Raw genomic sequence first — 26,227 nt, 5'->3', positions numbered from 1 at the left:
TTTCTAGACTTCATATACTCTTTTGAAAAGACGGAATATTAAGATATATCTAAAAATTATATTTAATTTATGAATAGCTTATTTTATAATAAATATAACTAAGAGGGAGGGGAAGAATATGAAAACTATTTTTATAAATGGTCAGATATACACGATGAATCCGAAGGAACCTATTGTGCAATCCATCTATATGAATAATGAACGAATCGTTGATATGGGGTCGAATGAGGAGATTCAACTACAATGGGGGAGAGATGGAGCTAAAATTATCGATTTGGGAGGTAGGACTGTTGTGCCCGGCTTAATAGATAGTCATTTGCATATTTCGAGTGTTGGTATCAATTCTCAAGAACTGGATCTCACTAATTTAAAAACTACAGATGAATTATTGGATTCTATCGAGAAATGGGCAGTTAATATGAAACCGGGTGAATGGATTTTAGGTAGGGGTTGGGATGAAAATGTTTTTCCAAATAGAAGAATTCCATCTATTGAAGAGCTAGATAAAGTTTCGTTGAATACGCCACTTTTTTTACCTCGAATTTGTGGACATGCTTTTTTGGTCAATAGCATCGCTCTAAAAATATGTGGTTACCACTCAGATATGAACATTCCCTATGGTGGAACAATCGTTCTAGATCCTAGTACGAGAAAACCTAATGGCTTATTGTTAGAAACGGCATCAACAATCATTTCAAAGCATATTCCAGAAAAAAGCTATGACCAATTAAAAAGTGCATTGAAATCGGGCTTGGAACAAGCTACTAGTTTAGGTTTAACAAGTATTCACACTAATGATCCGAATTATCTTGGAGGTGCGTCACAGACATATAGGTTATTTGATGAACTTATCAATCGTGATCGAGTTGGACCTCGTAGTAATCTGTTAATAGATTATGATTATTTAGAGGAAATGAAGAACACCGAAATGAGCACAGGATATGGAAATGATAACGTTAGAATAGGAGCTATAAAATTATTTGCTGATGGTGCGCTAGGTGGGAGAACAGCTCATTTATCGGAGCCTTATCAGGATGATCCGAACAATGTTGGAAATGCGATGTACGATAAAGAGGTCTTATTCCAACTAATACGTAACATTAGACTGCAAGATATGCCAGTAGCAATACATACAATTGGAGACCAAGCACTTATTGATGTTCTTGATATTCTAGATCAATTTAAACCTACCAAATATCGTGATAGGCTCATTCATGTTTCAATATTAAATGAACATTTAATCCAAAGACTAAAAAGTCCTCATCGAATAGTTGATCTGCAGCCTAAATTTGTTTCTAGTGATTATCCTTGGATTGAGGATAGACTCGGAAAACAAAGAGCAGGTTTTGCGTATCCTTTTAAAAGTCTCCTAGATAAAGGTGTAATAAGTGCAGGAAGCTCTGATGCTCCTATTGAATCGCTAAATCCTTTATTAGGTATTCATGCAGCTGTAACAAGAAGGAAGGCTGGAGAAACCCATGCTGGATATAATGCGCAGGAAAAATTATCTATGTATGAAGCTTTTCACTTATTCACAGTGGGGGGTGCCTATGCAACCAATGAGGAGAACTTAAAGGGAACATTAGAACGAGGTAAGTTGGGAGATATGACCGTTTTATCTCATGACCCTTTTCGCATGGAAAATCCCGATGAATTATTGACAACCGAAACGGAAATGACCGTAATTGGAGGAGAAATAAGATACCAAAGATAGAGACTCAAGAATCAGAAAACGGAGAGGAGTTATTTTTTTGGATACAATACTGGAAACGATTGTTGGTTGGTTATGGGGATTACCACTAATTTTTACTGTTCTTTTTGTAGGAATATATTTTACAATTGGAAGTAAACTTTTTCAGTTTAGTTATTTACCGCATATTTTTAAAGAAACATTCGGGAAGATGTTTGGTAAAAAAGATAAAACGGAAGATGCAAAAGGTATATTAACACCATTTCAAGCTGTGGCTACTGCCATTGGTGGAAGTGTAGGGGTAGGAAATATTGGTGGTGTTGCAACGGCAATAGCAATTGGAGGACCTGGAGCGGTATTTTGGATGTGGATCACCGCTCTACTTGGTATGATCACGAAAACAGTAGAAGTAACCTTATCTGTGTATTACCGAAATACGGATGAAAAGGGTAACCCATATGGCGGACCTACTTATTATATGGAAAAAGGGCTTGGAGAGGAAAAGAAATTCAAGTATTGGAAGGTACCAGCAATATTATTCGGCTTAGGTATTTTTACTACATTTTTCATCACACTTCAAAACTATACAATTTCAGAAGCAGTTAGCTCTACGTTTGATATTGGAATGATTCCTGCCTCATTTATTTATTTGACTATTATTTATATTATTATCTATGGTGGTATCAAACGGATAGGTGAGATTGCTTCTTTGTTAGTTCCTTTTATGTGTTTGTTCTATGTGATTGCAGGCCTATTTATCATTTTTAAAAATTATTCCGAAATCATTCCTGTCTTTTCTTTAATATTTGATAGTGCTTTTTCAGGAATGGCAGCAGTTGGTGGATTCACAGGAGCGGCAATTGCTCAGGTGATTCGTATGGGAGTTGCTCGTGCAGTTTATAGTAATGAGGCTGGTTGGGGGACTTCTCCAATGATACATTCTACTGCAAAGACTGCCCACCCTGTGAAGCAAGGAATGTGGGGAGCGATGGAGGTATTCGCAGATACGATTATCGTATGTTCTATCACTGCATTTACTATTATCATAACAGGCGCATGGTCTTCAGGTTTGGATGGTGCGGCTCTAACATTGTCTGCATTTGAAATCGGAATTGGTGAGTTTGGTAGAAGTATTATTACGATCTCGATATTCTTATTCGGACTAACAACTTCTACAGGCTGGTACACGTATTATGAAATATTGTTAAGACATGTATTTAATAATGAAAAAAAACTTGCATTAAAGTTTAAAATATTAACGCTGTTCAAATGGCTATATCCAATTCCGGGTTCATTAATGGTAATCTACGCGGTAATGAATGATATGCCAGGAAAAGCAGTTTGGTATTTTGCAGATATAACGACAGCAATCCCCACATTTGTTAACCTATTAGTTATTTTGTTCTTAAGCAAAAAATTCTTCGAACTTCTTCGAGACTACAAAGCCAGATACTTAAATATAGGAATTGTTGATCCTAATTTTAGTGTGTTTTACGAGGATAAAGTGAAAAAAGAAAGTAGTAAATAGTTATATAAAAGACAAAGACAAATCGTTGAATATCGGTTTGTCTTTTTCTTGGCTCAGTTAATGTGAAAGGTTGAGTAATCGTTTAATATTGTGAAAATGGGTTGCCTCTATAATTTTGCACTAGGTATTTATGTTAGAATAAATATGACACTGTGTAATCATTAACTTAAACAAGAGGCTATGAAGAGCTTATAGGAGGGTATTATGGCTTTAAAATATAAATGTTTAATCTTAGATCACGATGATACTGCCGTAAAAAGTACACCTGGAATACATTATCCATCATTTGTTGAAGCCCTTACAAATGTACGACCAAATGAGAAGGCTATTACACTTGATGAGTTCGTTAGGTACTGTTTCAATCCAGGTTTTTCTTCTTTATGTAAAGACATTATTAAATTCACAGAGGAAGAGCAAGAACATCAGCAAGTGGTATGGAAAAAATATACCCAATCAACTGTGCCAGATTTTTATGAACTTTTTGCGGAGACAATTCAAGAATTTAAAAAACAAGGTGGTATTGTGACGGTTGTTTCTCATTCTGAGAGAAATAGAATTGAAAGAGATTATTCTATTCATTGTGGATTTGTGCCAGATGCAACCTTTGGGTGGGAACTTCCTGAACATCAAAGAAAACCACATCCTTATCCTATAAAGGAAATTTTGAAGCGCTTTAATCTTCAAGAAACTGAGGTATTAATGTTAGATGACCTTAAACCTGGGATGGAGATGGCAAAAAGTTGTAATGTAGATTTTGCGGCAGCTGGGTGGTCTCACATAATTCCTGAAATCAAGGACCAAATGAAAAAGGAGTCTAAATATTACTTCGATACAGTAGAACAATTCAATCAATTATTATTCTGTAAATAAATGTATGACACCCCTTCAAAAGGGGATATAGTAAAAAGGGTTTGGATAATTCTCCAAGCTCTTTTTTTTAGTAAAATTAATTTTATGTTTATTTCGTTTACAACCGGGAAACTAGATAGTGAGCCTATGAAGCTCAAAAAAATTAAAGGAGGAATTATTAGAATGCCAAACAACCAGGACAATCGCAGCAGAAACAACAATCCAAATCAGTCAGTCAATGAAGCGGGACGTAACGGCGGGGAAGCAACCTCCAATAATCATGAAAATGAGTTTTATGAAGAAATAGGTCGTAAGGGCGGAGAAGCTCGGAACAAACAAAATGACTTTGACAAAAAGAATCAGGAAGAAACTGATGGACAAGACAAAAAGAGAAACGAAGACGATTATAACTCGATCAATAGTTAAAACCTAAAATGCCAAAAAACTAAATAGCAATTAAAAAGATGCACAAAGTCAAGGTGGCTTTGTGCATCTTTTTATTTTCCTGAAACTTTTCAATTGAAATCATATTCCTATTATCCTATAGTGTATCTTGTTGAAGTAGTAAAACCTAAGATAGTAAGGAGCAGTAAAAAAACTAAATGTTGAGTAGATACACTAATGAATATATTGAAGAAATTATCAAATCTGTTATGAATACAGTTAAGATGAATTTGGAATTAAGACAAGACCATTCTGGCGTAAACATGAGTTACAACTTTATTGGCAACTATATAGGGGTGGATTTTGAACGCTTACTAAGTTCATGGGAGGAAACTCACACATCTATTTCGTTAGAATCATTTATAAAAGTGTTAACAATTCACGAACTAGGACACGCTGCGGATCGACTTGCATTACTTGAATCCTTGGAACGCACAATTGAAATTTTTCAGACGAAAAAAAGATATATATTAAGTGAAATCTATAATGATAGGTCCTTGCTAGCTATGCTTATAGAGGAACATGAAATGAATATTACATTTGAACAAACAGCTTGGATTAATGCAGAACAAGTTAACCAGAAATATAACCTGGTTCATCAATCTACTTTTAGCTTAGTAAAAAAACTAAGCTTAGAATCTTATCAAAAACTGTATCTAGAGGATTTAAAATTATACGAGAATCAGCTAGAAAACCTAAACGAAAAAACTGCGTAATTTAAACGAGGCTGGGAAAGAACCCCAAAACAGCATTTTTCTCTGTGAGAAAAATGCTGTTTTTTTGCTGTGCACAAAATTGATTTCCATTCCAGGGACGCTTTCCACGGGCGTGGACTGAGCCTGTAGTCTCAGGCGTCACGCTATCCCCGTAGGAGTTGCCCCTCCATTCCAATCAATTTCATTAAATATCCATTATTTAGTGAAGCTTTCTCCTTATCCAATAAAATTTCTACTTCTGTGCCAGCCTCGTTTTCTTATAAAAGATAGTTTAAATTGTTTATAACCGTAAAGATAGGGAACCTTATTACTATCACAAAATATAATTTCGAAAAGAGGAGAGATTAATATGTCTTACCAAAATGAAAAGCGATACTCTAAAGATCCTAACACTACACAGGAGCAGCCAAGTAAAATCGAAGAAATAGAGAAAAGAAAAGAAAACGATAAGGAACGACGAGGAGATGGGAATTACAAAGAAGATACGATTAGTACAGAAGAAGACGGTGGCTTGCGTCAATGATTATTTATATAAGATGTAAAGAGATGCCCCTGATCTATTGCTGATTAGGCGTATCTCTTTTGTTGTATTAAAATTTCCTAACACAGATTGTATCTGTGTACACAGAAAAAATGCTATAGTATATATAATAAAGTACATAGATAAGCTATTGAAGGTGGCGAGTTATATTGAAAAAAAAGGGTCATCCAATTTTAAAGGATGAGAACGTCATTTTGTTTCCAGGAATGGTCGAAAATTATATAGAAAATGGGCTTAAATTCGCTGAAGAGAATAATTTTGTACAAGCAGTCGCTTGTTTAGATGAGGCAAATAAATATAAAGAACTTAGTGATATGGTACAAAGTGTTTATATCCTTTCTTTATTAGAAACAGGTAGGGCTAATGATGCGAAGAAAATTTGTGAAACTCTTTATGAAAAAAAATCCCCTTTTTTTGAGCAAGTAATAGAATTGTATTTGACGATATTACTTGATTTAAAGGAGTACAAACAATTAAACGAAGTGTTAAATGGCTTAATGAAAGATTCGACATATACTTTTCAACAAAAGAAAAATTTTAAACAGTTAAAAGAACTGAGCATCAAGCTGTTAACAGATACTACATATTCTACTGATGAAGACGTGCAAACTAACTTTGATACTGAACTGTTTGAGCTTTGTAATTTTAAAACACTACCTTATGGTAGGCAAGAACAGTTATTACAAGAGGCATTTCAAACAGATATTAAGGATATAACTAAGGAAATCATCACTATAATAGAAAGCTCAGACATAATCCCTACTATTAAATCACTTGCGCTTTTACTTCTTGGCGCCGCTGGAGTTAACAATGAAGTAACCGTTGAAAAATTTGGTTTTAAAGAAACAGTTATTCCAACAGCACCACCAGAACATACTGCAGTTGATCGAGTAGAACCTATAAAACGATATATTGAGAACTCGTTAGAAAAAGATCCAACTAAGCTTCAAATGACGTTGGAAATTGTTCATCGACATGCTTATACCTTGTTTCCGTTTGACTGGGTAGGATATACTAATGAAATAGTGGCTAACAGATATATTGAATATGTGGATGTGTTATTTGGTAATAGTGAATTGCAGTCGGATGAGTTCTTTAAATTGCTTATAGTACTAGAAGAATCATTAGAAGTTTTGAGTTGTGAATAATGTTGAAACTCTAGTCATCTATGCTATAATATACAAGTTGTCAATATAATTAGTGAAAAACTGCTCTGTATCAGTGTATGCAGGCTGCTAAATTATTGTAAATTATTATTTGGAGGTAGAATATATGTCAATGGATCAGACTGTAAAATGGGAAAAACAAGAAGGTAATACTGGTTTACTTACTGTAGAAGTTACTGCAGAAGAAGTAGCAAAAGGGTTAGATCAAGCGTTTAAAAAAGTAGTTAAGCAAATTAACGTACCAGGTTTCCGTAAAGGGAAAATGCCTCGTCAAATGTTCGAAAAAATGTATGGAGTAGAATCATTATTCCAAGATGCATTAGATATCATTCTTCCTCATGCTTATGGTCATGCTGTTGAAGACGCTGGAATTGACCCAGTAGATCAACCAGAAATCGATGTAGTAACAATGGAAAAAGGACAGCCTTTAGTTTTCACTGCTAAAGTTGTTGTAAAACCAGAAGTAACTCTAGGTAACTATAAAGGTCTTGAAGTAACAAAATTAGAAGAAACAGTTACTGACAAAGAAATCGATGAGCAACTACAAAGCCAACAAAATCGTTTAGCTGAATTAGTTGTAAAAGAAGATGCAATCGTTGAAGGTGATACTGCTGTAATCGACTTCGAAGGATTCGTTGACGAAGTTGCATTTGAAGGTGGAGCAGGAACAGATTATCCATTGGAAATTGGTTCTAATTCATTTATCCCAGGCTTTGAAGAACAATTAGTTGGTTCAAAAACTGGAGATGCTAAAGATGTGGAAGTAACATTCCCAGAAGAGTATCATGCTGCTGAATTAGCTGGTAAAGCTGCAACTTTTAAAGTAACTGTTAAAGAAGTTAAGGGTAAAGAACTACCTGAACTTAATGATGACTTTGCTAAAGAAGTAGATGCTGAAGTAGAAGGTATCGACGCTTTACGTGCTAAACTTAAAGAAGTAACTGCTGAAGAGAAAAAACAATTAGCTGCTCAAACACTTCGTGATACATTAGTTGAAGCTGCTGCTGAAAATGCAACAATTGATATTCCTGAAGCAATGATCGCATCTGAAACTGACCGCATGCTACAAGAATTTGGTCAACGTTTAGAGCAACAAGGTATGAACTTAGATCTTTACTATCAATTCTCTGGTCAAGATGAAGAAGCATTACGCTCTCAAATGACAGAAGATGCTAACAATCGCGTAAAAGTTTCATTAACTCTTGAAGCAATTGCTAAACAAGAAAACATCGAAGCTTCTGAAGAAGATATCAATGCAGAGCTAGAAAAAATGAGTGCACAATTCAATATGACGATTGAAGATATTAAGCGTGCACTAGGTAGTACTGACGTACTTGCAAACGATCTACGCTTTGCAAAAACAGTTGAATTCTTAGTAGATAACGCTAAAATTTCTTAATTTCAAATCCATACGTTATTAATACAAATAGAACAAGGTACAGCACTTAAAACTGTGCCTTGTTCTATCTTATACATAGCATTTTATTTTAAAAAAACATACTTAAACGTATTATTTGATTACTTGATGAGAATCTTGTAACATAATTGCTTGAATAGGGGTGAATATTTTGTTCAAATTCAATGATGAAAAAGGGAATTTAAAATGTTCTTTTTGTGGTAAGCCACAAGAACAAGTTCGTAAGTTAGTGGCAGGACCAGGCGTATATATTTGTGACGAATGTATCGACCTTTGTTCTGAGATTGTAGAAGAAGAGCTAGGAATTGAAGAAGAAGTAGAATTTAAAGAAGTTCCAAAACCAAAAGAAATTTTAGCTATTTTAGATGAATATGTAATTGGTCAAGAACGAGCAAAAAAATCACTTGCAGTTGCTGTTTATAACCATTACAAACGCATCAATTCCAACAGTGTAATTGATGAAGTAGAATTAGCTAAATCTAATATAGTATTAATAGGCCCAACTGGTAGTGGTAAAACATTACTAGCACAAACACTTGCAAGAATTCTAAACGTGCCATTTGCAATTGCAGATGCAACATCGTTAACAGAAGCAGGATATGTAGGGGAAGATGTTGAGAACATCCTTTTAAAACTAATTCAATCGGCTGACTATGATATCGAACGTGCTGAAAAAGGAATTATTTATATTGACGAAATAGATAAAGTTGCTCGTAAATCTGAGAATCCATCTATTACACGTGATGTTTCTGGTGAAGGTGTACAACAAGCACTTCTAAAAATATTAGAAGGTACTGTTGCAAGCGTTCCTCCACAAGGTGGTCGCAAGCATCCTCATCAAGAGTTTTTACAAATCGATACAACGAATATATTATTCGTTGTAGGTGGAGCTTTTGATGGTATTGAACAAATCATTAAACGTCGTTTAGGCGAAAAAGTAATTGGTTTCGGAGCTGATCCTAACAAAGTGGAAGTTGCAGAAGGTTCGGTACTTTCTCAACTAATTCCTGAGGATTTATTGAAGTTTGGTTTGATACCAGAATTCATCGGACGTTTACCAGTACTTGCTAGCTTAGAGCAATTAGACGTAAATGCGCTAGTTCAAATTCTGACAGAGCCGAAAAATGCTCTTGCTAAGCAATATCAAAAAATGATTGAGTTGGATAATGTGAAGTTAACATTTGAAGATAGTGCTTTAGAAGCTATTGCTAAAGAAGCGATAGAACGTAAAACTGGTGCTCGTGGTCTTCGTTCTATCATCGAAAATATCATGCTTGATGTAATGTTTGAATTACCTTCAAGAGAAGATATTGTAGAATGTGTAATAACTAAAGAATCTATTACAGATAAAGCCAAACCTAAACTGTTATTAGCGGATGGCACAGAATTAGAAAAAGATAATGAAAAAACATCGGCTTAACTAGCCATTGACAAAGCTGGCTTCCAATCTGCGCGTGCTTAGCGCATGCAAGGATGTCAGCTTTTTCAACATAATAGGAACTTTTTTTGTAAGAAGCATTATTAATGAATTATTCGGACAGAATAAGCTGGAGGTGACTACCCAAATGACTAAAGAAAAAGAAATATATTATCCAGTACTACCTCTAAGAGGTTTACTAGTTTATCCTACAATGATTTTACATGTGGATGTGGGGCGTGAACGCTCTATCGATGCACTTAATGAAGCGATGATTCGGGAGGAAAAGTTATTCCTTTCTGTTCAGAGAGATATGACCTTGGAAAAACCAGAGATGTCAGATCTTTATGATGTTGGTATAATTGCAAAAGTAAAACAAATGGTAAAGTTGCCAAATGGTACAATGCGAGTTTTAGTAGAAGGACTGCAACGTGCTATTTGGGATGATTTTAATCGTCTTGATACTTTTGACGAAGTTTCTGTGACTGCATTTATTGAACCTGAAAAAGCAGATCAGGAAGACGAAGCACTCATGCGTACGCTGGTACATAATTTTGAAAAATATTCAAAATCATCTAAGAGTGTATCCGAAGAAACGTTCAATTCAGTTACTGATATTGAAGAACCAGGTCGTTTAGCAGATATGGTTGCTTCTCATTTACCTTTAAAAATTTCTGGTAAACAGGAGATTTTAGAAATAATGGATGTCAAAGAACGATTAGAATGGCTAATCGCTCGTTTATACAATGAACAAGAAATATTAGACCTAGAAAAGAAAATAAATACAAGGGTTAAGCATGCGATGGAAAGAACACAAAAAGAGTTCTATCTTCGTGAGCAGATGAAAGCGATTCAGACGGAGCTTGGGGATAAAGAAGGTAAGACCGGTGAAGTTGCTGAACTAAAAAAACGTATTAACGAAGCTGGTCTACCTGAAGTAACGAAAAAAAATGTGTTAAAAGAATTAGACCGCTATGAAAAGCTTCCTTCACAGGCACCAGAAAGTGGCGTAATACGCAATTACATCGATTGGATTGTCTCTATTCCATGGACTAAAGCGACAGAAGATCAATTAGATATAAAACGTTCTGAAAAAATACTGGATAGAGATCACGATGGATTAGAGTCTGTTAAAGAGCGTGTGCTAGAGTATTTGGCTGTAAGACAGTTGACGAAATCCTTAAGAGGTCCAATTCTATGTTTAGCAGGTCCTCCTGGTGTTGGTAAAACTTCCTTGGCTAAATCAATTGCGGAGTCTTTAGGACGTAATTTTGTACGAATCTCACTTGGGGGAGTACGGGATGAATCGGAAATCCGAGGACATCGTAGAACCTACGTAGGCTCTATGCCTGGACGGATAATTCAAGGGATGAAAAAAGCGGGAACGATTAACCCGTTGTTTTTACTAGATGAAATCGATAAAATGTCGAACGACTTTAGAGGGGATCCCTCTGCAGCAATGCTAGAGGTTTTAGATCCTGAGCAAAATAATACATTTAGTGATCATTATATCGAAGAGACGTATGATTTATCTAATGTCCTTTTCATCGCTACAGCAAATGATTTAAGTACTATCCCAGGTCCACTTCGTGACCGGATGGAGATTATATCGATTGCAGGATACACGGAAATAGAAAAGCTCTCTATTGCCAAAAATCATTTATTACCAAAACAGCTGGCAGAGCATGGTTTGACGAAAAGTCAGCTACAGCTTAAAGATGATGCATTACTGGATGTAATTCGTCACTATACAAGAGAAGCTGGGGTCCGCAGTTTGGAACGGGTACTAGCAAATCTTTGTCGTAAAGCTGCACTTCAAATTGTATCGGGTGATAAAAAAAGAGTTTCCATTACCACAAAAAATCTAGAAGACGTTATAGGTAAACGAAAATTCCGGTACGGACAAGCTGAAACAGAAAATCAAATTGGAGTTGCTACGGGTCTCGCTTATACATCAGTAGGAGGAGATACTCTACAAATTGAGGTTTCGTTATCAGCTGGAACCGGCAAACTTCAATTAACTGGTAAGCTCGGAGATGTGATGAAGGAATCTGCACAAACAGCATTGTCTTATGTGCGTTCAAAAGCGGAGGATTTTGGAATTGATCCAAAGTTCTATGAAAGTAATGATATCCATATTCACGTGCCAGAGGGTGCTGTTCCAAAGGATGGTCCTTCCGCAGGTGTAACAATTGTTACTGCTCTTGTCTCTGCGCTATCTAAGCGTCCTATAAAACGTGAAGTTGGTATGACAGGAGAAGTTACATTAAGAGGTCGAGTATTACCTATCGGTGGTTTAAAAGAAAAGACACTAAGTGCACATCGTGCAGGTTTGACGACAATTATTTGTCCGTCAGATAACGAGCGCGATATTGAAGATATACCAGAAAGTGTTCGCGAAGTATTAACATTCCATTTTGTTTCCGATGCTGAAGAGGTGCTTCAACTGGCTCTAGAGGAGGCATAATAATGAAAATCCATAATGTTGAATTACTAATTAGTGCTGTAAGACCAGCGCAATATCCAGAAGGGGACTTACCTGAAATAGCTTTGGCTGGACGGTCAAATGTAGGGAAATCATCCTTTATCAATAAAATGATTGGTCGAAAAAGCATGGCTAGGATTTCTTCAAAACCAGGTAAGACGCAAACGTTGAACTTTTATCAATTGGAGGAAGCATTGATATTTGTGGATGTTCCTGGTTACGGATACGCAAAAGTATCTAAAACAGAACGTGCTGCATGGGGTAAAATGATCGAAACTTATTTTACTTCACGTAATATATTGAAAGCTGTAGTGTTGATCGTTGATCTAAGACATCCACCAACAGCTGATGATTGCATGATGTATGATTTTTTAAAGCATTATAATATCCCATGTATTGTGATCGCAACAAAAGCAGACAAAATTCCTAAAGGTAAATGGGATAAGCATAAGAAGATAGTAAAAGAAGAACTTCAAATGGATAAAGAAGATCCGCTAATCGTTTTTTCTTCAGAAACAGGATTGGGCTTTGATGCAGCATGGGCTGAAATCGAAAGTAGAATTCTTTAATATTATTTGTATTTCAAGCGAGTTCCCAGAGCGACCTGTCGTTTAGGAGCTCGCTTTTTTATTAAATAACATTATAATTTTCAGTTCCATAAAGCGGTGATACTGCAGCTTTTAATACTACATATAACATAAGGTTAAAAACTCCTCAATAAGGGAATAACAACCTTATATTCGACTTTATTTTTTGAATTATTCCACTTTTTTTATTTGAATCAGAACGTTTGAATTGTGTGAATGTGTTTGGTATTATTAATTTATAATAATTCTAAATAAGATTTCATATGTTGTTCACAAATATACAAGGAACTAGCGGAAAGCTATGATATAATTGGACTTATGAAATGAACGTGAAGGGGAGACATATTCCATGCATACAATCGTGGTTGGTGTCAATTACCGTACTGCTCCTGTCGAAATTCGAGAAAAACTGTCGTTTGTCGAAGCGGAGTTACCGAATGCGATGCAAGCATTACAAGACCAAAAAAGTATATTAGAAAATGTCATCGTATCTACCTGTAATCGTACGGAGATCTACGCAACAGTTGATCAACTACACACTGGTAAATACTATGTGAAACAATTTTTAGCAAACTGGTTTGATATTCCATTAGAAAATTTATCTACCTATTTATTTGTTCACGAGGATGACCAAGCGAATAATCATTTGTTCCGTGTTACAGCGGGCATCGATTCAATGGTACTTGGTGAGACACAAATATTAGGGCAAGTGAAGAAAAGCTTTCTAAATGGACAAGAAAACGGAACTACAGGTACTATTTTCAATCAATTATTTAAGCAGGCTGTAACTTTTGCAAAACGTGCACATGCAGAGACTGCGATTGGAGAGAATGCTGTTTCCGTTTCTTACGCTGCGGTTGAGTTAGGAAAGAAAATATTTGGCTCATTAAACCACAAGCATGTTGTTATTTTAGGCGCTGGTAAAATGGGCGAGCTTGCAATTCAAAATCTACATGGTAGTGGAGCAGAAAAGGTAACGGTCATTAATCGTACTTTTGAAAAAGCGAAGGAGCTTGCTTCTAAATTTGATGGCAATGCAAAACCGATGGACGAGCTTCAATGTGCATTATTAGAGGCAGATATCCTTATTAGTTCAACAGGTTCAACTGAATTTGTGATTGATCTTGAACTAATGCAGTTTGTAGAGCGTCTTCGTAAAGGTAAACCATTATTCATGGTAGATATTGCTGTGCCGCGTGATTTAGATCCGCGTATTGGTGATCTTCCGAATGTATTCTTATATGATATCGATGATTTACAAGGAATTGTGGAAGCAAACTTAGCTGAAAGAGAACGTGCAGCTCAGCAAATCAACCAAATGATCGAAACAGAAATAGAACAATTCAATGACTGGGTAACTACGCTTGGAGTTGTTCCAATTATTGCAGCACTTCGTCAAAAAGCGAATACTATTCAAGCAGAAACAATGGCTTCTATTGAAAATAAAATGCCAAATTTAACGGATCGTGAACGCAAAATTTTAAGTAAGCATACAAAATCGATCGTAAACCAGCTTTTAAAAGAACCAATTTTACAAGCGAAAGAACTGTCTGTAGCTAAAGATCCATCAGCTCAGCTTCAACTATTCCAACAAATTTTTGGGATAGAAGAGGATGTGCAAAAGGAAGTAGCTATGCAAGCTGAAAAAGCTAAAATCAATTTAAAACAACAATTAATTGAGTCGAAAAATTTAAAAGAAAATCTATTATATAACTAAGTAAAGGAGGCGTTTTTATATCTGTATGGAGACAAATAGATATAATAAACGCCTTTTTACTATGTAAAAGGAGAATGTTATGACTGATCTGACGATGACAAGGCTTCATGAGATTATGGTCATTCTTCAAGCTATAAGCCTTGTCTTTTATTTTATTGATTATTTACATAAGGATCTAAGGGCACATCGACTAGCTGTGTGGTTACTTTTTGCAGTTGGTACTTTACAAACAATCTTCTTAATCATGTATATGATGGAGATGAAACGGTTTCCAATACTTTCGTTGTTTGAGGGAATCTATTTTTATGCTTGGTTAATTATCATGCTTTCTCTTGTTTTACAATTGGTATTTAAATTGGATCTACCTACATTCTTTTTGAACTTGATTGGTTTTATTTTTATGACAATTCATACGTTTGCTCCAAATCCAATGGCCCAGTCGTTGGTCGGGGATAACTTAAAATCAGAGTTGTTATTCATTCATATAATGTTTGCGTTATTAGCTTATGCAGCTTTTGCTTTAGCATTTGTTTTTTCGACATTATATTTAATACTATATAAAGTGTTAAAGAAGAAAAAATGGACAAAACAATTTACTCGTTTACCTTCCCTTCAACAAGCTGAAAATGGTATGAGTCTGTCAATTTTAACGGGAATTCCATTATTGTTTGTAAGTTTAGTTCTTGGGTTAGAATGGGCATATATATCTTTAGATGCTTTTCCACTCTACGATATTAAGATAGTCAATTCTTTTATAGTATTAGTAATTTATATTCTTGTTTTATTAATAAGAAAATCGGCAAAGATTAAAGGGACGAATTATGCGTGGATACATATTTATGCTTTTTTGTTTGTTTTGATAAATTTCTTATTAGGTAGTCAATTATCACAATTCCATATTTGGTATTAAAGAAAGGACGCGTTAAGTTATGCGTAAAATTATTGTAGGATCTAGAAGAAGTAAGTTAGCTTTAACTCAAACTAATTGGTTTATTCAACAAATGAAAGATATGGGAGCACCTTTTGAGTTTGAAGTGAAAGAGATTGTAACAAAGGGAGACCAGATTTTAGATGTTACACTTTCTAAAGTTGGTGGGAAAGGCCTTTTTGTTAAAGAAATAGAACAGGCACTTTACGACAAAGAAATCGACTTTGCTGTGCATAGTATGAAGGATATGCCATCTGTGTTACCAGAAGGGTTAGTCATGGGATGTACACCAAAACGTGTGGATGAACGTGATGCTTTTATATCAACAGGCCATGTGAAATTTGCTGATCTTCCAAAAGGAGCAGTAATTGGGACAAGTAGTTTAAGAAGAAGTGCCCAGCTATTATTATTGCGCCCGGACATCGAGATTAAATGGATTCGTGGTAATGTAGATACTCGCCTGCAAAAATTACAAGATGGCGAATATGATGCGATTATATTAGCAGCAGCGGGGTTGAAGCGTCTAGGCTGGAGCGATGAAGTAGTAACAGAATATTTGTCTGTGGAAGATTGCATACCAGCAGTTGGACAAGGAGCTCTTGCAATTGAGTGCCGAGCGGATGATAAAGAATTAATCGACGAGCTATCAAAGCTATCTGATCATGATACATGGGTTGCAGTGGAAGCCGAGCGAGCATTTTTAGCTGCAATGGATGGTGGATGCCAGGTGCCAATTGCTGGACATGCAACAATCAGTGACGATAAAATTACGATGACGGGATTAGTAGCAGCACCGGATGCATCTATCGTATATAAAGAAATATTAACTGGTACAAATGCAGATGCACTTGGGAAGGAACTAGCACGAATCGTGACTGAACAAGGAGCATACGATTTAATCCAACAAGTGAAGGCAGATTTGAATGTTTAATAATACTCCTTTGTTAGGAGAGAATGTCATCTTTACGGGCATTCAAAGATCATCGGAAGCATCAGATCTTGTGAAAAGATATGGTGGGAATGCAGTAATCGCTCCAATGATTGCTACAAAGGAGATAGTTAGTCTTCGTGACTTAGACCTACTACAGAGTTTAAACTCATATGACTGGCTTATTTTTACTAGTCAAAGTAGTGTAAAGGCATTTCATTCGAAAATGGTAAAATATCAGCTAGATGCAAGTTTTTTTACGGCTAAAATTGCAGTGGTTGGTACTAAAACAGCGAATGCCATTGAAAATTTGGGATTATCCGTTGATTTTACCCCTTCTACATTTAGTGCGGATATTTTTGTTCGGGAATTTCCAACAGTAGCATCCTTAACGGACCGCTGTTTATTTGTTAAAGGTAATCTTGCGAAAGATACAATAACAGCAGGACTGCAAAATGATGTAAATGAATGGACTATCTATGAAACAGTAGAGTTAGAGGAAAATAAGGAATTAATAAAAACGCTATTAATGAGTGAGGAAAGTTGTTCTATTATCTTCACGAGTCCTTCGACTGCCGAGTTTTTTCATCGAAGTATAGGCGCCTCCTTTGGGTATGAAAATATCACGGTTTGTGCAATCGGACATATTACAAAGAAATTTTTAGAATCTAAAAAGGTTTCTGTGCAGGTTATGCCAGATACCTACACTTTAAGTGATGTCATCGTTAAATTAGCGGAATGGAAAGGAAGAGTGCAATGACTAAATTAGTTTTTCAACGTCATCGTCGTTTAAGACAATCAGCTGGGATTAGAGCAATGGTAAAGGAAACATATCTACATAAGGAAGACTTAATCTATCCTATATTTGTGATGGAAGGCGAGAGTATCAAAAACGAAGTATCTTCCATGCCAGGTGTATTTCAATTCTCCCTTGATCGTTTAGATGAAGAAGTAGATGAAGTAGTGAATTTAGGAATTCCATCTGTTATTTTATTCGGACTTCCTGCTGAAAAAGATGCAGTTGGTACTGGGGCTTATCATGACAACGGAATTGTACAAAAAGCAATTCGTCAAATTAAAGCACGTCATCCACAACTAGTTGTTATAGCAGATACATGTCTTTGTGAATTTACAGACCACGGTCATTGTGGTGTAGTGGATGAAAATGAACGTATTTTAAATGATCCTTCCCTTGATTTGTTGGCGAAAACGGCAATTAGTCAGGCGGAAGCTGGCGCCGATATTATTGCTCCTTCTAATATGATGGACGGCTTTGTTGCTGCAATTCGTCTTGGTTTAGATGAAGCTGGGTATAAGGATGTGCCAATCATGTCTTATGCAGTAAAATATGCATCCGCATATTACGGACCTTTCCGTGAAGCAGCAGATGGAGCACCAAAATTCGGTGACCGCAAAACATACCAAATGGATTATTCGAATCGAATGGAAGCTATACGTGAAGCTTCATCTGATGTACAAGAGGGAGCAGACTTCCTAATTGTCAAACCGGCATTATCATATTTAGATATTATTCGAGATGTAAAAAATACATTTGCTACTCCGATTGTTGCATACAATGTATCCGGGGAATATGCAATGGTAAAAGCAGCAGCTATTAATGGCTGGATCAACGAAAAAGAAACAGTGCTTGAAACACTAACAGGAATGAAACGTGCAGGAGCAGATATGATATTAACTTATCATGCTAAAGATGTTGCCCGTTGGTTGGAGGGGAAATAATGACAAAATCATATGAGCAGTCTAAACAAGCATTTACAGAAGCGAAAGAGTTAATGCCAGGTGGTGTAAACAGTCCTGTACGTGCATTTAAATCAGTTGATATGGATCCTATTTTTATGGAAAGTGGAAAAGGTGCTATTTTAACAGACATCGATGGTAACGAGTACATTGACTACGTTCTTTCATGGGGTCCTCTAATTTTAGGGCATACGGAACCAAATGTAGTGAAGGCTATCCAACAAGTTGCTGAAACAGGTACAAGCTTTGGAGCATCTACTCTAATTGAAACTAAATTAGCCAAATTAGTGATGGAGCGTGTTCCATCTATCGAGATGGTTCGTATGGTTTCTTCCGGTACGGAAGCAACCATGAGTGCTCTTCGCTTAGCTCGTGGTTATACAGGACGCAACAAAATTTTGAAGTTTGAAGGTAGCTATCACGGACACGGCGACAGCTTACTCATTAAAGCTGGATCGGGTGTTGCAACACTTGGATTACCAGATAGCCCAGGTGTACCTGAATCTATTGCTAAAAACACAATAGCGGTACCGTATAATGATTTAGAAAGCGTACGCCATGTATTTGAAAACTTTGGAAATGATTTAGCAGCGGTAATCGTTGAGCCGGTTGCGGGTAATATGGGTGTTGTTCCTCCAGTTGAAGGGTTCTTAGAAGGACTCCGCGAACTAACTGAAAAAAATGGAACATTGTTAATTTTTGATGAGGTAATGACTGGTTTCCGTGTAGGCTACAATTGTGCACAAGGATATTATGGTATTACACCTGATTTAACTTGTTTAGGCAAGGTAATTGGTGGAGGACTTCCAGTAGGCGCTTTTGGTGGTAAACGTGAGATTATGGAAATGATTGCACCTGCTGGTCCTGTATATCAAGCTGGAACACTTTCAGGTAATCCATTAGCGATGACTGCCGGATATGAAACTTTAACCCGTTTAAACGAACAATCGTATGATTATTTTATTGAGCTAGGCGATATACTGGAAAAAGGTTTCAGAGAAGCAGCAAAAAAATATAATATTCCACATACAGTGAACCGTGCTGGATCTATGATTGGTTTCTTCTTAACCAATGAAGATGTGATTAACTTCGATACAGCAAAAACGTCTGATTTAGAATTATTCGCTAAGTATTTCCGACTTATGGCAGAGGAAGGAATTTATTTACCACCTTCTCAGTTTGAAGGATTATTCCTTTCAAGTGCCCATACCGTTGAACATATAGAGAAAACAATTCAAGCGTTCCATACAGTTTTCGAAAAATTATCTAACAACTAAATCAATTTCATAAAGAATATTATATAGTTAAATCCGAACAACGCTGATTTCCGCTCTAGGCGGACGCTTTCCGCGGGCACGGCTTCAATATCCTCGTCACTACGAAAACATATGCTCCTGCGGTTACTCGTCGCAAAGACATTGGTCAAACAAAGTTCGACCAATGTCTTTCCTGCGGGGCTTTCAGCTCGCGCTGTTCCCGCTGGAGTCGCCGCCTGCCACTCCAATCAACGGGATCGCTTTTAAAAAACGAATAACATATTGCGATATTAAGTAAACATTCGTATTTTTAAATGAAACAAGTAATTATGAAATTGACTCAACTAAATAGAAATTGGAGCCTTGCATTAGTTGCAGGGCTCTTTTAGTCTAAGATAATTGACATAAAAAGATTACTAAAATATAATTACTTACGAAAAGTAATCTAACGAGAATAATATAGAGATACTATTATGTTATAGAGAAATGAGGATTTAGAATGCAAAATGTGAAAGAAATATCAAATGATGTAGTGAATGTATTGAAAGATAAAATCCAAGTAATTAAAACCGACGAAAGTTCAATTTATCTAGTCGGACCAATACGTCTTCCAGTAAATTTAAATGGAAATACAGTTATATTCCAATGGTATAGCTGGTTAAATAGTGATGAATACACAGAAGATATCAAAAAAATTATAAATAATTTATCTTCCTCTAACTTAGCTGAATACCAACAGTCCAGTGTGTTAGTATACGGAGATTTTAAAGAGGCGGAGCAGTCACTAATCCGTATGCACTCTATTTGTCACACGGGTGATATTTTTGGCAGTAAGCGTTGTGATTGTGGCTTCCAACTAAAACAGTCTATGCAAATGATTGTGAATAACGAAGCTGGCGCATTATTCTATTTAGCAAACCACGAAGGTAGAGGGATTGGTCTATTTAGTAAAGCAATGGCCTATATTCTACAAGAAAATGGTTCAGATACTGTAGAGGCAAATGAAAAACTTGGTTTTGTAGATGATTCTAGAAATTACAGCGATGCTATCGAGGTGTTAAAAGTATTGCGCACGAAACCAGTTACATTAATAACGAATAATCCAAAGAAAGTTAACGCTTTAAAGGATGCAGGCTTAGCAATAGAGGGGCGTACACCATTATGGGGAGACGTTTCGGAATTCAATGAGAAATATTTACACACGAAAATAAATCGCTCTGGTCATATGGAGGAAGAAGGGACTTTTCAAAATGACTAGTCATGCATTTTATATGGATATTGCACTGCAAAATGCTAGAGCTATGAAAGGACAAACTGATCCTAATCCATTAGTAGGAGCAGTTATCGTCAATAACAATCGCATTGTTGGTATTGGTGCACATATGAAACCAGGAGAGCCACATGCGGAAATTCATGCAATCAGGATGGCAGGGGAGCATGCGAAGGGTGCTACTATTTATGTCACACTTGAACCCTGCTCGCATCACGGAAGAACAGGTCCATGTGCAGAAGCGATTATAGATGCTGGAATAGAAACGGTTGTCATTGCCACACTAGATCCGAATCCACTAGTATCTGGCCGAGGAGTGAAAATATTAGAAGATGCTGGAATTAATGTAATCTCAGGTATTCAGGAAGAAACTTCTAAAAGAATGAATGAAGTATTCAATAAATTTATCGTAACTGAAAAGCCTTTTGTCACTTTAAAATCGGGGATTACTTTAGATGGTAAAATTGCTTCTCATACTGCACATAGTAAATGGATTACGTCTGCAGATGCACGAGAGGATGTTCATCATCTTCGAAACGAGCATTTAGCTATTTTAGTTGGAGTTAATACAGTAATTGAGGATAACCCCGAACTAACTACTCGTATTGAAAATGGTCGCAATCCTATTCGAATAGTTCTTGACTCATCTTTGAAAATTCCATTAGATGCAAAGCTCGTTACCGATCAGTTAGCTGAAACATGGATTTTCACAAGTGCTAATTATGATAATGTTAAAAAAGAAAAGCTTGTCAATCAGGGAGTTCAAATTTTCCATACTACTGGACCTAATCATGTCAATGTACAAGAGGTCGTTCATTTATTAGGCGAAAAATCTATATCCTCTTTATTAATCGAAGGTGGTGGGACGATAAATGCAGCATTTTTAGAAAATAAATTAATAGATAAAGCTGTTATTTATATTGCACCTAAGCTAATTGGTGGTAAAAATGCTCCAACATTTATGGAGGGTACTGGCTTTGACCTGATGAGTGATGCGGTAGAGCTTGTTGATACGGATATTCAAAAAATAGGGAAAGACTTTAAGTTTGTTGGTTATCCAACTTATAAATAAGGTGTAATGAATGAGGGATATTATATGAAATTTGGATTTGATATAGATGATACATTGATCAAATTAAGAGAACATGCTTTTCATATTTACAACGAAAAGTTAGGACAACAAGTGCAGTTAGATAAATTTCATGCGCTAAACAGAGTAGAAATACATGAGTTATTTGGAATGTCCGATGAAGCAGGTTCGAAAATGTGGAATGAAACATTGGAACAAATATATTACACGAATTGTCCTACTTATCCTGATGCTGTAGAAACTCTAGTAGCACTACAAGAACAAGGACATGAGGTTTATTATATAACGGCTAGACCGACAGAACATCGGGAAAGAACGATGAAATGGCTAGCTGAACAGGGTTTTCCTGTCGTTGAGGAACGCTTTTATTGTGGCATGAAGGATCAAGCTAAAGTGAATATTATTCGAGACTTACAGTTGGATTATTATTTCGATGATAAGCCAGACGTATTAAATACTTTGACAGATGATACATTAAAAGTTTATGTTAAAACACAATCGTATAACCAACATCTTACTATTCCTAGGCTTACAAATTGGCTTGAACTAAAGCGAATTGTTGAAGAAAACAACGACAAAAAGCAATTCTAGGGTGAAATATGTTCTAACCCTTTTGTTCATTTCATAAGTTGTCCTATAGAAGGAGGATGACTTATGGCAACAAGAACATGGGATGTAAAAGAGCAATTTCGATTTCCCCAAAGCTTTGGGGTTCCAAAGGAAATTAAAAATGTAGCAGTAACTCCTCAGTGTGAAATCGCAGAGAAGGAAGATTTTATCCAAGTAGTTGGTATATATCACATCACCTGCCACGTTAAATTCGAAGAAGGTGAAGAGGAACATCATGCTACTAGTGAATTCACAGAAATTGAGGATCTTGATTTGCAAGGTGAGGTTGGCTATTTCGAATATGCTGTACCAATGAGTATTGAAATTGGTAAAGACAAGTTAAAAGAAGGTTCCAAGCCAACAGTTCATGTGAACCATATTAACTCGAAACCTACTCAACAGATGGCTATTGAAGTTGGGTGGACAGTACATTGTGAATATGAGGAAGCTCCGGAACCAGAACCTACACCAGTTACACCTCTTGTAGAAGCAGAAAGTCCAAATCCTGCTGAGCCAATGGAAGTAAAAAATCCTCAAGGCGATGAATTTGAACTTCAATTTATATTAGATTTAGATGATGGATATTCTAAGCTCTCATTCCCATCAAATAATATTTTTGTAAAACAAAAAGCAGACGAATAGTAATAGGACCAGTAATATGATATCCCAAGTGGTGGGAACAATTAGCACTCGTATTAATTGAAATCCACAAATAGGGATACTAATATGCTTACAGTAGAAACGTGTTTTACGTAACCAATCAGGCAACAAATACGGATTATAACCTTTTCTCAATGTATTTCTCCTTTCACCATACTAGACTTGACGACATATAATAAAATCCTTTACAATAGGAACAACGTAAATAGTGATGCAATGAATGGGAAGAGTAAAATGATTTGGTTTTCAAAAGAAAGGAAACAATTTGCTGAAATGTTTCTGTCAACCACCATTTGAAGGTAGCCCACGAGCAGTATTTGTGAACCTAGAGTAGCAAATGCCGGTTTGAAGCCGTTATCGAATTGAGAGCGTGATGCGTTTTATTAGCATTCGCGAATAAAGGTGGTACCGCGAACAAACTCCTTCGTCCTTTAATGACGATAGGAGTTTTTTTATATTCTTTTTTAGGAGGAACAGACAATGACAAACGAGACAACGATGTCCACAAAGTATGATCCGCAGTCGATTGAAAAAGGTCGCTATGAGTGGTGGCTTGAAGGGAAATACTTCGAAGCTCATCCAGAAAGCGATAAAGAACCTTATACGATCGTAATCCCACCACCAAATGTAACGGGTAAATTACATTTAGGTCATGCGTGGGATACTACATTACAAGATATTATTGTTCGCATGAAACGTATGCAAGGGTATGATGCACTATGGTTACCAGGTATGGACCATGCAGGTATCGCAACACAAGCAAAAGTGGAAGAAAAGCTGCGTTCTGAAAATATTACAAGATATGATTTAGGTCGTGAAAAATTTGTAGAAGAAACATGGAAGTGGAAAGAAGAATATGCTGGTCATATCCGTGCACAATGGGCAAAACTAGGACTTGGCTTAGATTATTCACGTGAACGCTTCACATTAGACGAAGGATTATCAAATGCAGTAAAAGAAGTATTCGTAAAGCTGTATAACAAAGGATTAATCTACCGTGGCGAATACATTATCAACTGGGATCCAGCAACAAAAACAGCGCTATCTGATATCGAAGTAATTCACAAGGATGTACAGGGTGCATTCTATCATATGCATTACCCACTTACAGATGGTACTGGATCGATAGATGTTGCGACTACAAGACCAGAAACAATGTTAGGTGATACGGCAGTTGCAGTTCATCCAGAGGATGATCGTTACAAGCATTTAATCGGAAAAACAGTAAAACTTCCGATTATCGGTCGCGAGATCCCGATTGTAGGAGATGATTATGTAGATATGGAGTTTGGAAGTGGAGCAGTTAAAATTACACCTGCACATGACCCGAATGACTTTGAAATAGGAAACCGTCATAACCTACAACGTATTTTAGTAATGAATGAAGATGGTACGATGAATAAAAACGCTGCATCTTATGATGGTATGGACCGTTTTGAATGCCGTAAACAAATCGTAAAAGATTTACAAGATGTAGGTATCCTATTCAAAATTGAAGAGCATGCACATTCAGTAGGACATTCTGAGCGTAGTGGAGCAGTAGTTGAACCTTATCTATCTACACAATGGTTCGTAAAAATGCAACCACTTGCTGAAGAAACGATTAAACTTCAAGCTACTGAAGGAAAAGTTAACTTTGTTCCAGACCGTTTTGAAAAAACATATTTACGCTGGATGGAAAATATTCATGACTGGTGTATATCACGCCAATTATGGTGGGGACATCGCATTCCAGCTTGGTATCACAAAGAAACTGGAGAAGTATATGTTGGTCATGAAGCTCCTACAGATGCGGAAAACTGGAATCAAGACACTGACGTTTTAGATACTTGGTTCTCCTCTGCATTATGGCCATTTTCTACATTAGGCTGGCCAGATGCTGAAAACGAAGAGTTTAAAAAATATTATCCAACAAACACACTTGCAACTGGATATGACATTTTAACTTTTTGGGTATCTCGTATGATTTTCCAAGGCATAGAATTTACTGGATCACGTCCATTTAACGATGTATTAATCCACGGTCTAGTTCGTGCAGAAGACGGACGCAAAATGTCAAAATCACTTGGAAACGGCATCGATCCAATGGATGTTATTGATCAGTATGGTGCTGATTCACTTCGTTACTTCCTGAGTACTGGATCATCTCCTGGGCAGGATTTACGTTACTCTACTGAAAAAGTAGAGGCTGTATGGAACTTTGCTAACAAAATTTGGAATGCATCTCGTTTTGCATTAATGAATATGGATGGCTTGAAATTTGAAGAAATCAATTTAGATGGTAAAAAATCTGTTGCAGATGCATGGATTCTTACACGTTTAAATGAAACGATTGAGCAAGTAACAAGACTTTCGGAGCGCTACGAATTCGGTGAAGTAGGTCGTGCACTTTATAACTTCATCTGGGATGATTTCTGCGACTGGTATATCGAAATGGCAAAACTTCCGCTAAACGGTGAAGATGAAGCAGCAAAAAATATGACGCGCTCTGTGCTAGCTTATGTTTTAGACAATACTATGCGTTTGTTACACCCATTTATGCCATTCATCACAGAGGAAATCTGGCAAAACCTTCCGCATGAAGGGGAATCGATTACAGTTGCTGCTTGGCCGACTGTAAATGAAGCACTTTCCAATAAAGAAGAAGCGGATAATATGAAATTACTTTCTGAAATTATCCGCTCCGTTCGTAATATTCGTTCGGAAGTACAAACACCAATGAGCAAGAAAGTACCATTATATGTATCAGCGAAGGATTCAAATACATTAGCGGTGTTAGAAGCAAGTGCTAAGTATTTAGAACGCTTCTGTAATCCAGAACCACTTGTATTTGGATTAGATTTAGAAGCTCCAAATCAGTCCATGTCTGCTGTAGTTACAGGAGCAGTTTTATACCTACCATTACAGGGATTAATCGATATAGATGCTGAGAAAGCTCGCTTAACAAAAGAGTTAGAAAAATGGGCAAAAGAAGTAAAGTTAGTACAAGGAAAACTTTCTAATGAGCGCTTCGTTTCAAAAGCACCTGAAGCAGTAGTTGCAGAGGAACGTGCAAAAGAAGCGGACTATCTAGAAAAACACGCTGCTGTGTTGAAGCGTATGGAAGAATTGAATAGTCTATAAGAATGGAGCGCACACTCGTTAATCTGAGTGTGCGCTTATTTATATGGT

21 protein-coding genes, 1 pseudogene and 1 other annotated feature are annotated in these 26,227 nt (G+C 36.5%); all 22 genes and pseudogenes read left to right on the top strand.

The window, feature by feature from the left end; genetic code table 11:
- Positions 1–118 precede the first annotated feature (118 nt).
- The 22 genes and pseudogenes from ACQCPR_RS11885 to ACQCPR_RS11780 all read left to right on the top strand — a co-directional run bounded on the left by ACQCPR_RS11885 (position 119) and on the right by ACQCPR_RS11780 (position 26,179).
- Complete coding sequence (locus ACQCPR_RS11885; RefSeq protein WP_340930049.1) at positions 119–1,714, top strand: amidohydrolase; 1,596 nt, start codon at positions 119–121, stop codon at positions 1,712–1,714.
- A 37-nt stretch (positions 1,715–1,751) separates the two neighbouring features.
- Positions 1,752–3,218, top strand: coding sequence for a sodium:alanine symporter family protein (locus tag ACQCPR_RS11880; RefSeq protein ID WP_340930048.1), 1,467 nt, complete (start codon positions 1,752–1,754; stop codon positions 3,216–3,218).
- 204 nt (positions 3,219–3,422) lie between these two features.
- Positions 3,423–4,088 carry an HAD family hydrolase gene (locus ACQCPR_RS11875; protein ID WP_340930047.1) on the top strand — a complete coding sequence of 222 codons (666 nt, stop codon included), beginning with the start codon at positions 3,423–3,425 and terminating at the stop codon, positions 4,086–4,088.
- A 225-nt stretch (positions 4,089–4,313) separates the two neighbouring features.
- Positions 4,314–4,493 (top strand): annotated as a pseudogene (locus tag ACQCPR_RS11870) (KGG domain-containing protein); the annotation flags it as partial.
- Positions 4,494–4,669: 176 nt separating this feature from the next.
- Entirely contained in the window at positions 4,670–5,227 is a 558-nt protein-coding gene (locus ACQCPR_RS11865) for an integrase (RefSeq protein ID WP_340930046.1), read from the top strand.
- A gap of 349 nt (positions 5,228–5,576) precedes the next feature.
- Positions 5,577–5,750 carry a hypothetical protein gene (locus ACQCPR_RS11860; protein ID WP_340930045.1) on the top strand — a complete coding sequence of 58 codons (174 nt, stop codon included), beginning with the start codon at positions 5,577–5,579 and terminating at the stop codon, positions 5,748–5,750.
- A 167-nt stretch (positions 5,751–5,917) separates the two neighbouring features.
- Positions 5,918–6,916 (top strand): hypothetical protein, encoded by a 999-nt coding sequence (locus ACQCPR_RS11855; RefSeq protein WP_427137119.1) that lies wholly within the window; start codon positions 5,918–5,920, stop codon positions 6,914–6,916.
- 130 nt (positions 6,917–7,046) lie between these two features.
- Positions 7,047–8,333: a trigger factor gene (gene tig, locus ACQCPR_RS11850; protein ID WP_340931095.1), complete on the top strand. Its 1,287-nt coding sequence runs from the start codon at positions 7,047–7,049 to the stop codon at positions 8,331–8,333.
- 169 nt (positions 8,334–8,502) lie between these two features.
- Entirely contained in the window at positions 8,503–9,771 is a 1,269-nt protein-coding gene (gene clpX / locus ACQCPR_RS11845) for an ATP-dependent protease ATP-binding subunit ClpX (protein ID WP_090564093.1), read from the top strand.
- A gap of 145 nt (positions 9,772–9,916) precedes the next feature.
- A complete protein-coding gene (gene lon, locus ACQCPR_RS11840; protein WP_340930042.1) occupies positions 9,917–12,235 on the top strand; it encodes an endopeptidase La in 2,319 nt (772 codons plus the stop codon).
- Positions 12,236–12,237: 2 nt separating this feature from the next.
- A complete protein-coding gene (yihA, locus tag ACQCPR_RS11835; RefSeq protein ID WP_090564089.1) occupies positions 12,238–12,822 on the top strand; it encodes a ribosome biogenesis GTP-binding protein YihA/YsxC in 585 nt (194 codons plus the stop codon).
- 367 nt (positions 12,823–13,189) lie between these two features.
- Complete coding sequence (gene hemA, locus ACQCPR_RS11830; protein WP_427137118.1) at positions 13,190–14,557, top strand: glutamyl-tRNA reductase; 1,368 nt, start codon at positions 13,190–13,192, stop codon at positions 14,555–14,557.
- Positions 14,558–14,636: 79 nt separating this feature from the next.
- Entirely contained in the window at positions 14,637–15,467 is an 831-nt protein-coding gene (ccsA, locus tag ACQCPR_RS11825) for a cytochrome c biogenesis protein CcsA (RefSeq protein WP_427137117.1), read from the top strand.
- A gap of 19 nt (positions 15,468–15,486) precedes the next feature.
- Positions 15,487–16,416: a hydroxymethylbilane synthase gene (hemC, locus tag ACQCPR_RS11820; RefSeq protein ID WP_093496501.1), complete on the top strand. Its 930-nt coding sequence runs from the start codon at positions 15,487–15,489 to the stop codon at positions 16,414–16,416.
- A complete protein-coding gene (locus ACQCPR_RS11815; protein WP_427137116.1) occupies positions 16,409–17,173 on the top strand; it encodes a uroporphyrinogen-III synthase in 765 nt (254 codons plus the stop codon). Before hemC ends, ACQCPR_RS11815 begins: the two co-directional genes overlap by 8 nt.
- Positions 17,170–18,153 (top strand): porphobilinogen synthase, encoded by a 984-nt coding sequence (gene hemB, locus ACQCPR_RS11810; RefSeq protein ID WP_427137115.1) that lies wholly within the window; start codon positions 17,170–17,172, stop codon positions 18,151–18,153. Before ACQCPR_RS11815 ends, hemB begins: the two co-directional genes overlap by 4 nt.
- Positions 18,153–19,448, top strand: a complete 1,296-nt coding sequence (hemL, locus tag ACQCPR_RS11805; protein ID WP_427137114.1) for a glutamate-1-semialdehyde 2,1-aminomutase — start codon at positions 18,153–18,155, stop codon at positions 19,446–19,448. Before hemB ends, hemL begins: the two co-directional genes overlap by 1 nt.
- Positions 19,449–19,926: 478 nt before the next feature.
- Positions 19,927–20,685: a GTP cyclohydrolase II gene (locus ACQCPR_RS11800; protein ID WP_090564073.1), complete on the top strand. Its 759-nt coding sequence runs from the start codon at positions 19,927–19,929 to the stop codon at positions 20,683–20,685.
- Entirely contained in the window at positions 20,678–21,769 is a 1,092-nt protein-coding gene (ribD, locus tag ACQCPR_RS11795; protein ID WP_427137113.1) for a bifunctional diaminohydroxyphosphoribosylaminopyrimidine deaminase/5-amino-6-(5-phosphoribosylamino)uracil reductase RibD, read from the top strand. Before ACQCPR_RS11800 ends, ribD begins: the two co-directional genes overlap by 8 nt.
- A gap of 24 nt (positions 21,770–21,793) precedes the next feature.
- Positions 21,794–22,378, top strand: coding sequence for a 5' nucleotidase, NT5C type (locus ACQCPR_RS11790; RefSeq protein WP_427137112.1), 585 nt, complete (start codon positions 21,794–21,796; stop codon positions 22,376–22,378).
- 63 nt (positions 22,379–22,441) lie between these two features.
- Positions 22,442–23,038 (top strand): hypothetical protein, encoded by a 597-nt coding sequence (locus tag ACQCPR_RS11785; protein WP_093496508.1) that lies wholly within the window; start codon positions 22,442–22,444, stop codon positions 23,036–23,038.
- Between the two features lie 225 nt (positions 23,039–23,263).
- Positions 23,264–23,491 (top strand) — a binding site (T-box leader).
- A gap of 45 nt (positions 23,492–23,536) precedes the next feature.
- Positions 23,537–26,179: a valine--tRNA ligase gene (locus tag ACQCPR_RS11780; protein WP_427137111.1), complete on the top strand. Its 2,643-nt coding sequence runs from the start codon at positions 23,537–23,539 to the stop codon at positions 26,177–26,179.
- Positions 26,180–26,227 lie beyond the last annotated feature (48 nt).

Source organism: Psychrobacillus psychrodurans (assembly GCF_050209195.1).
Lineage (GTDB): Bacteria > Bacillota > Bacilli > Bacillales_A > Planococcaceae > Psychrobacillus > Psychrobacillus psychrodurans.
This window is presented reverse-complemented; position numbering and strand designations above follow the sequence as displayed.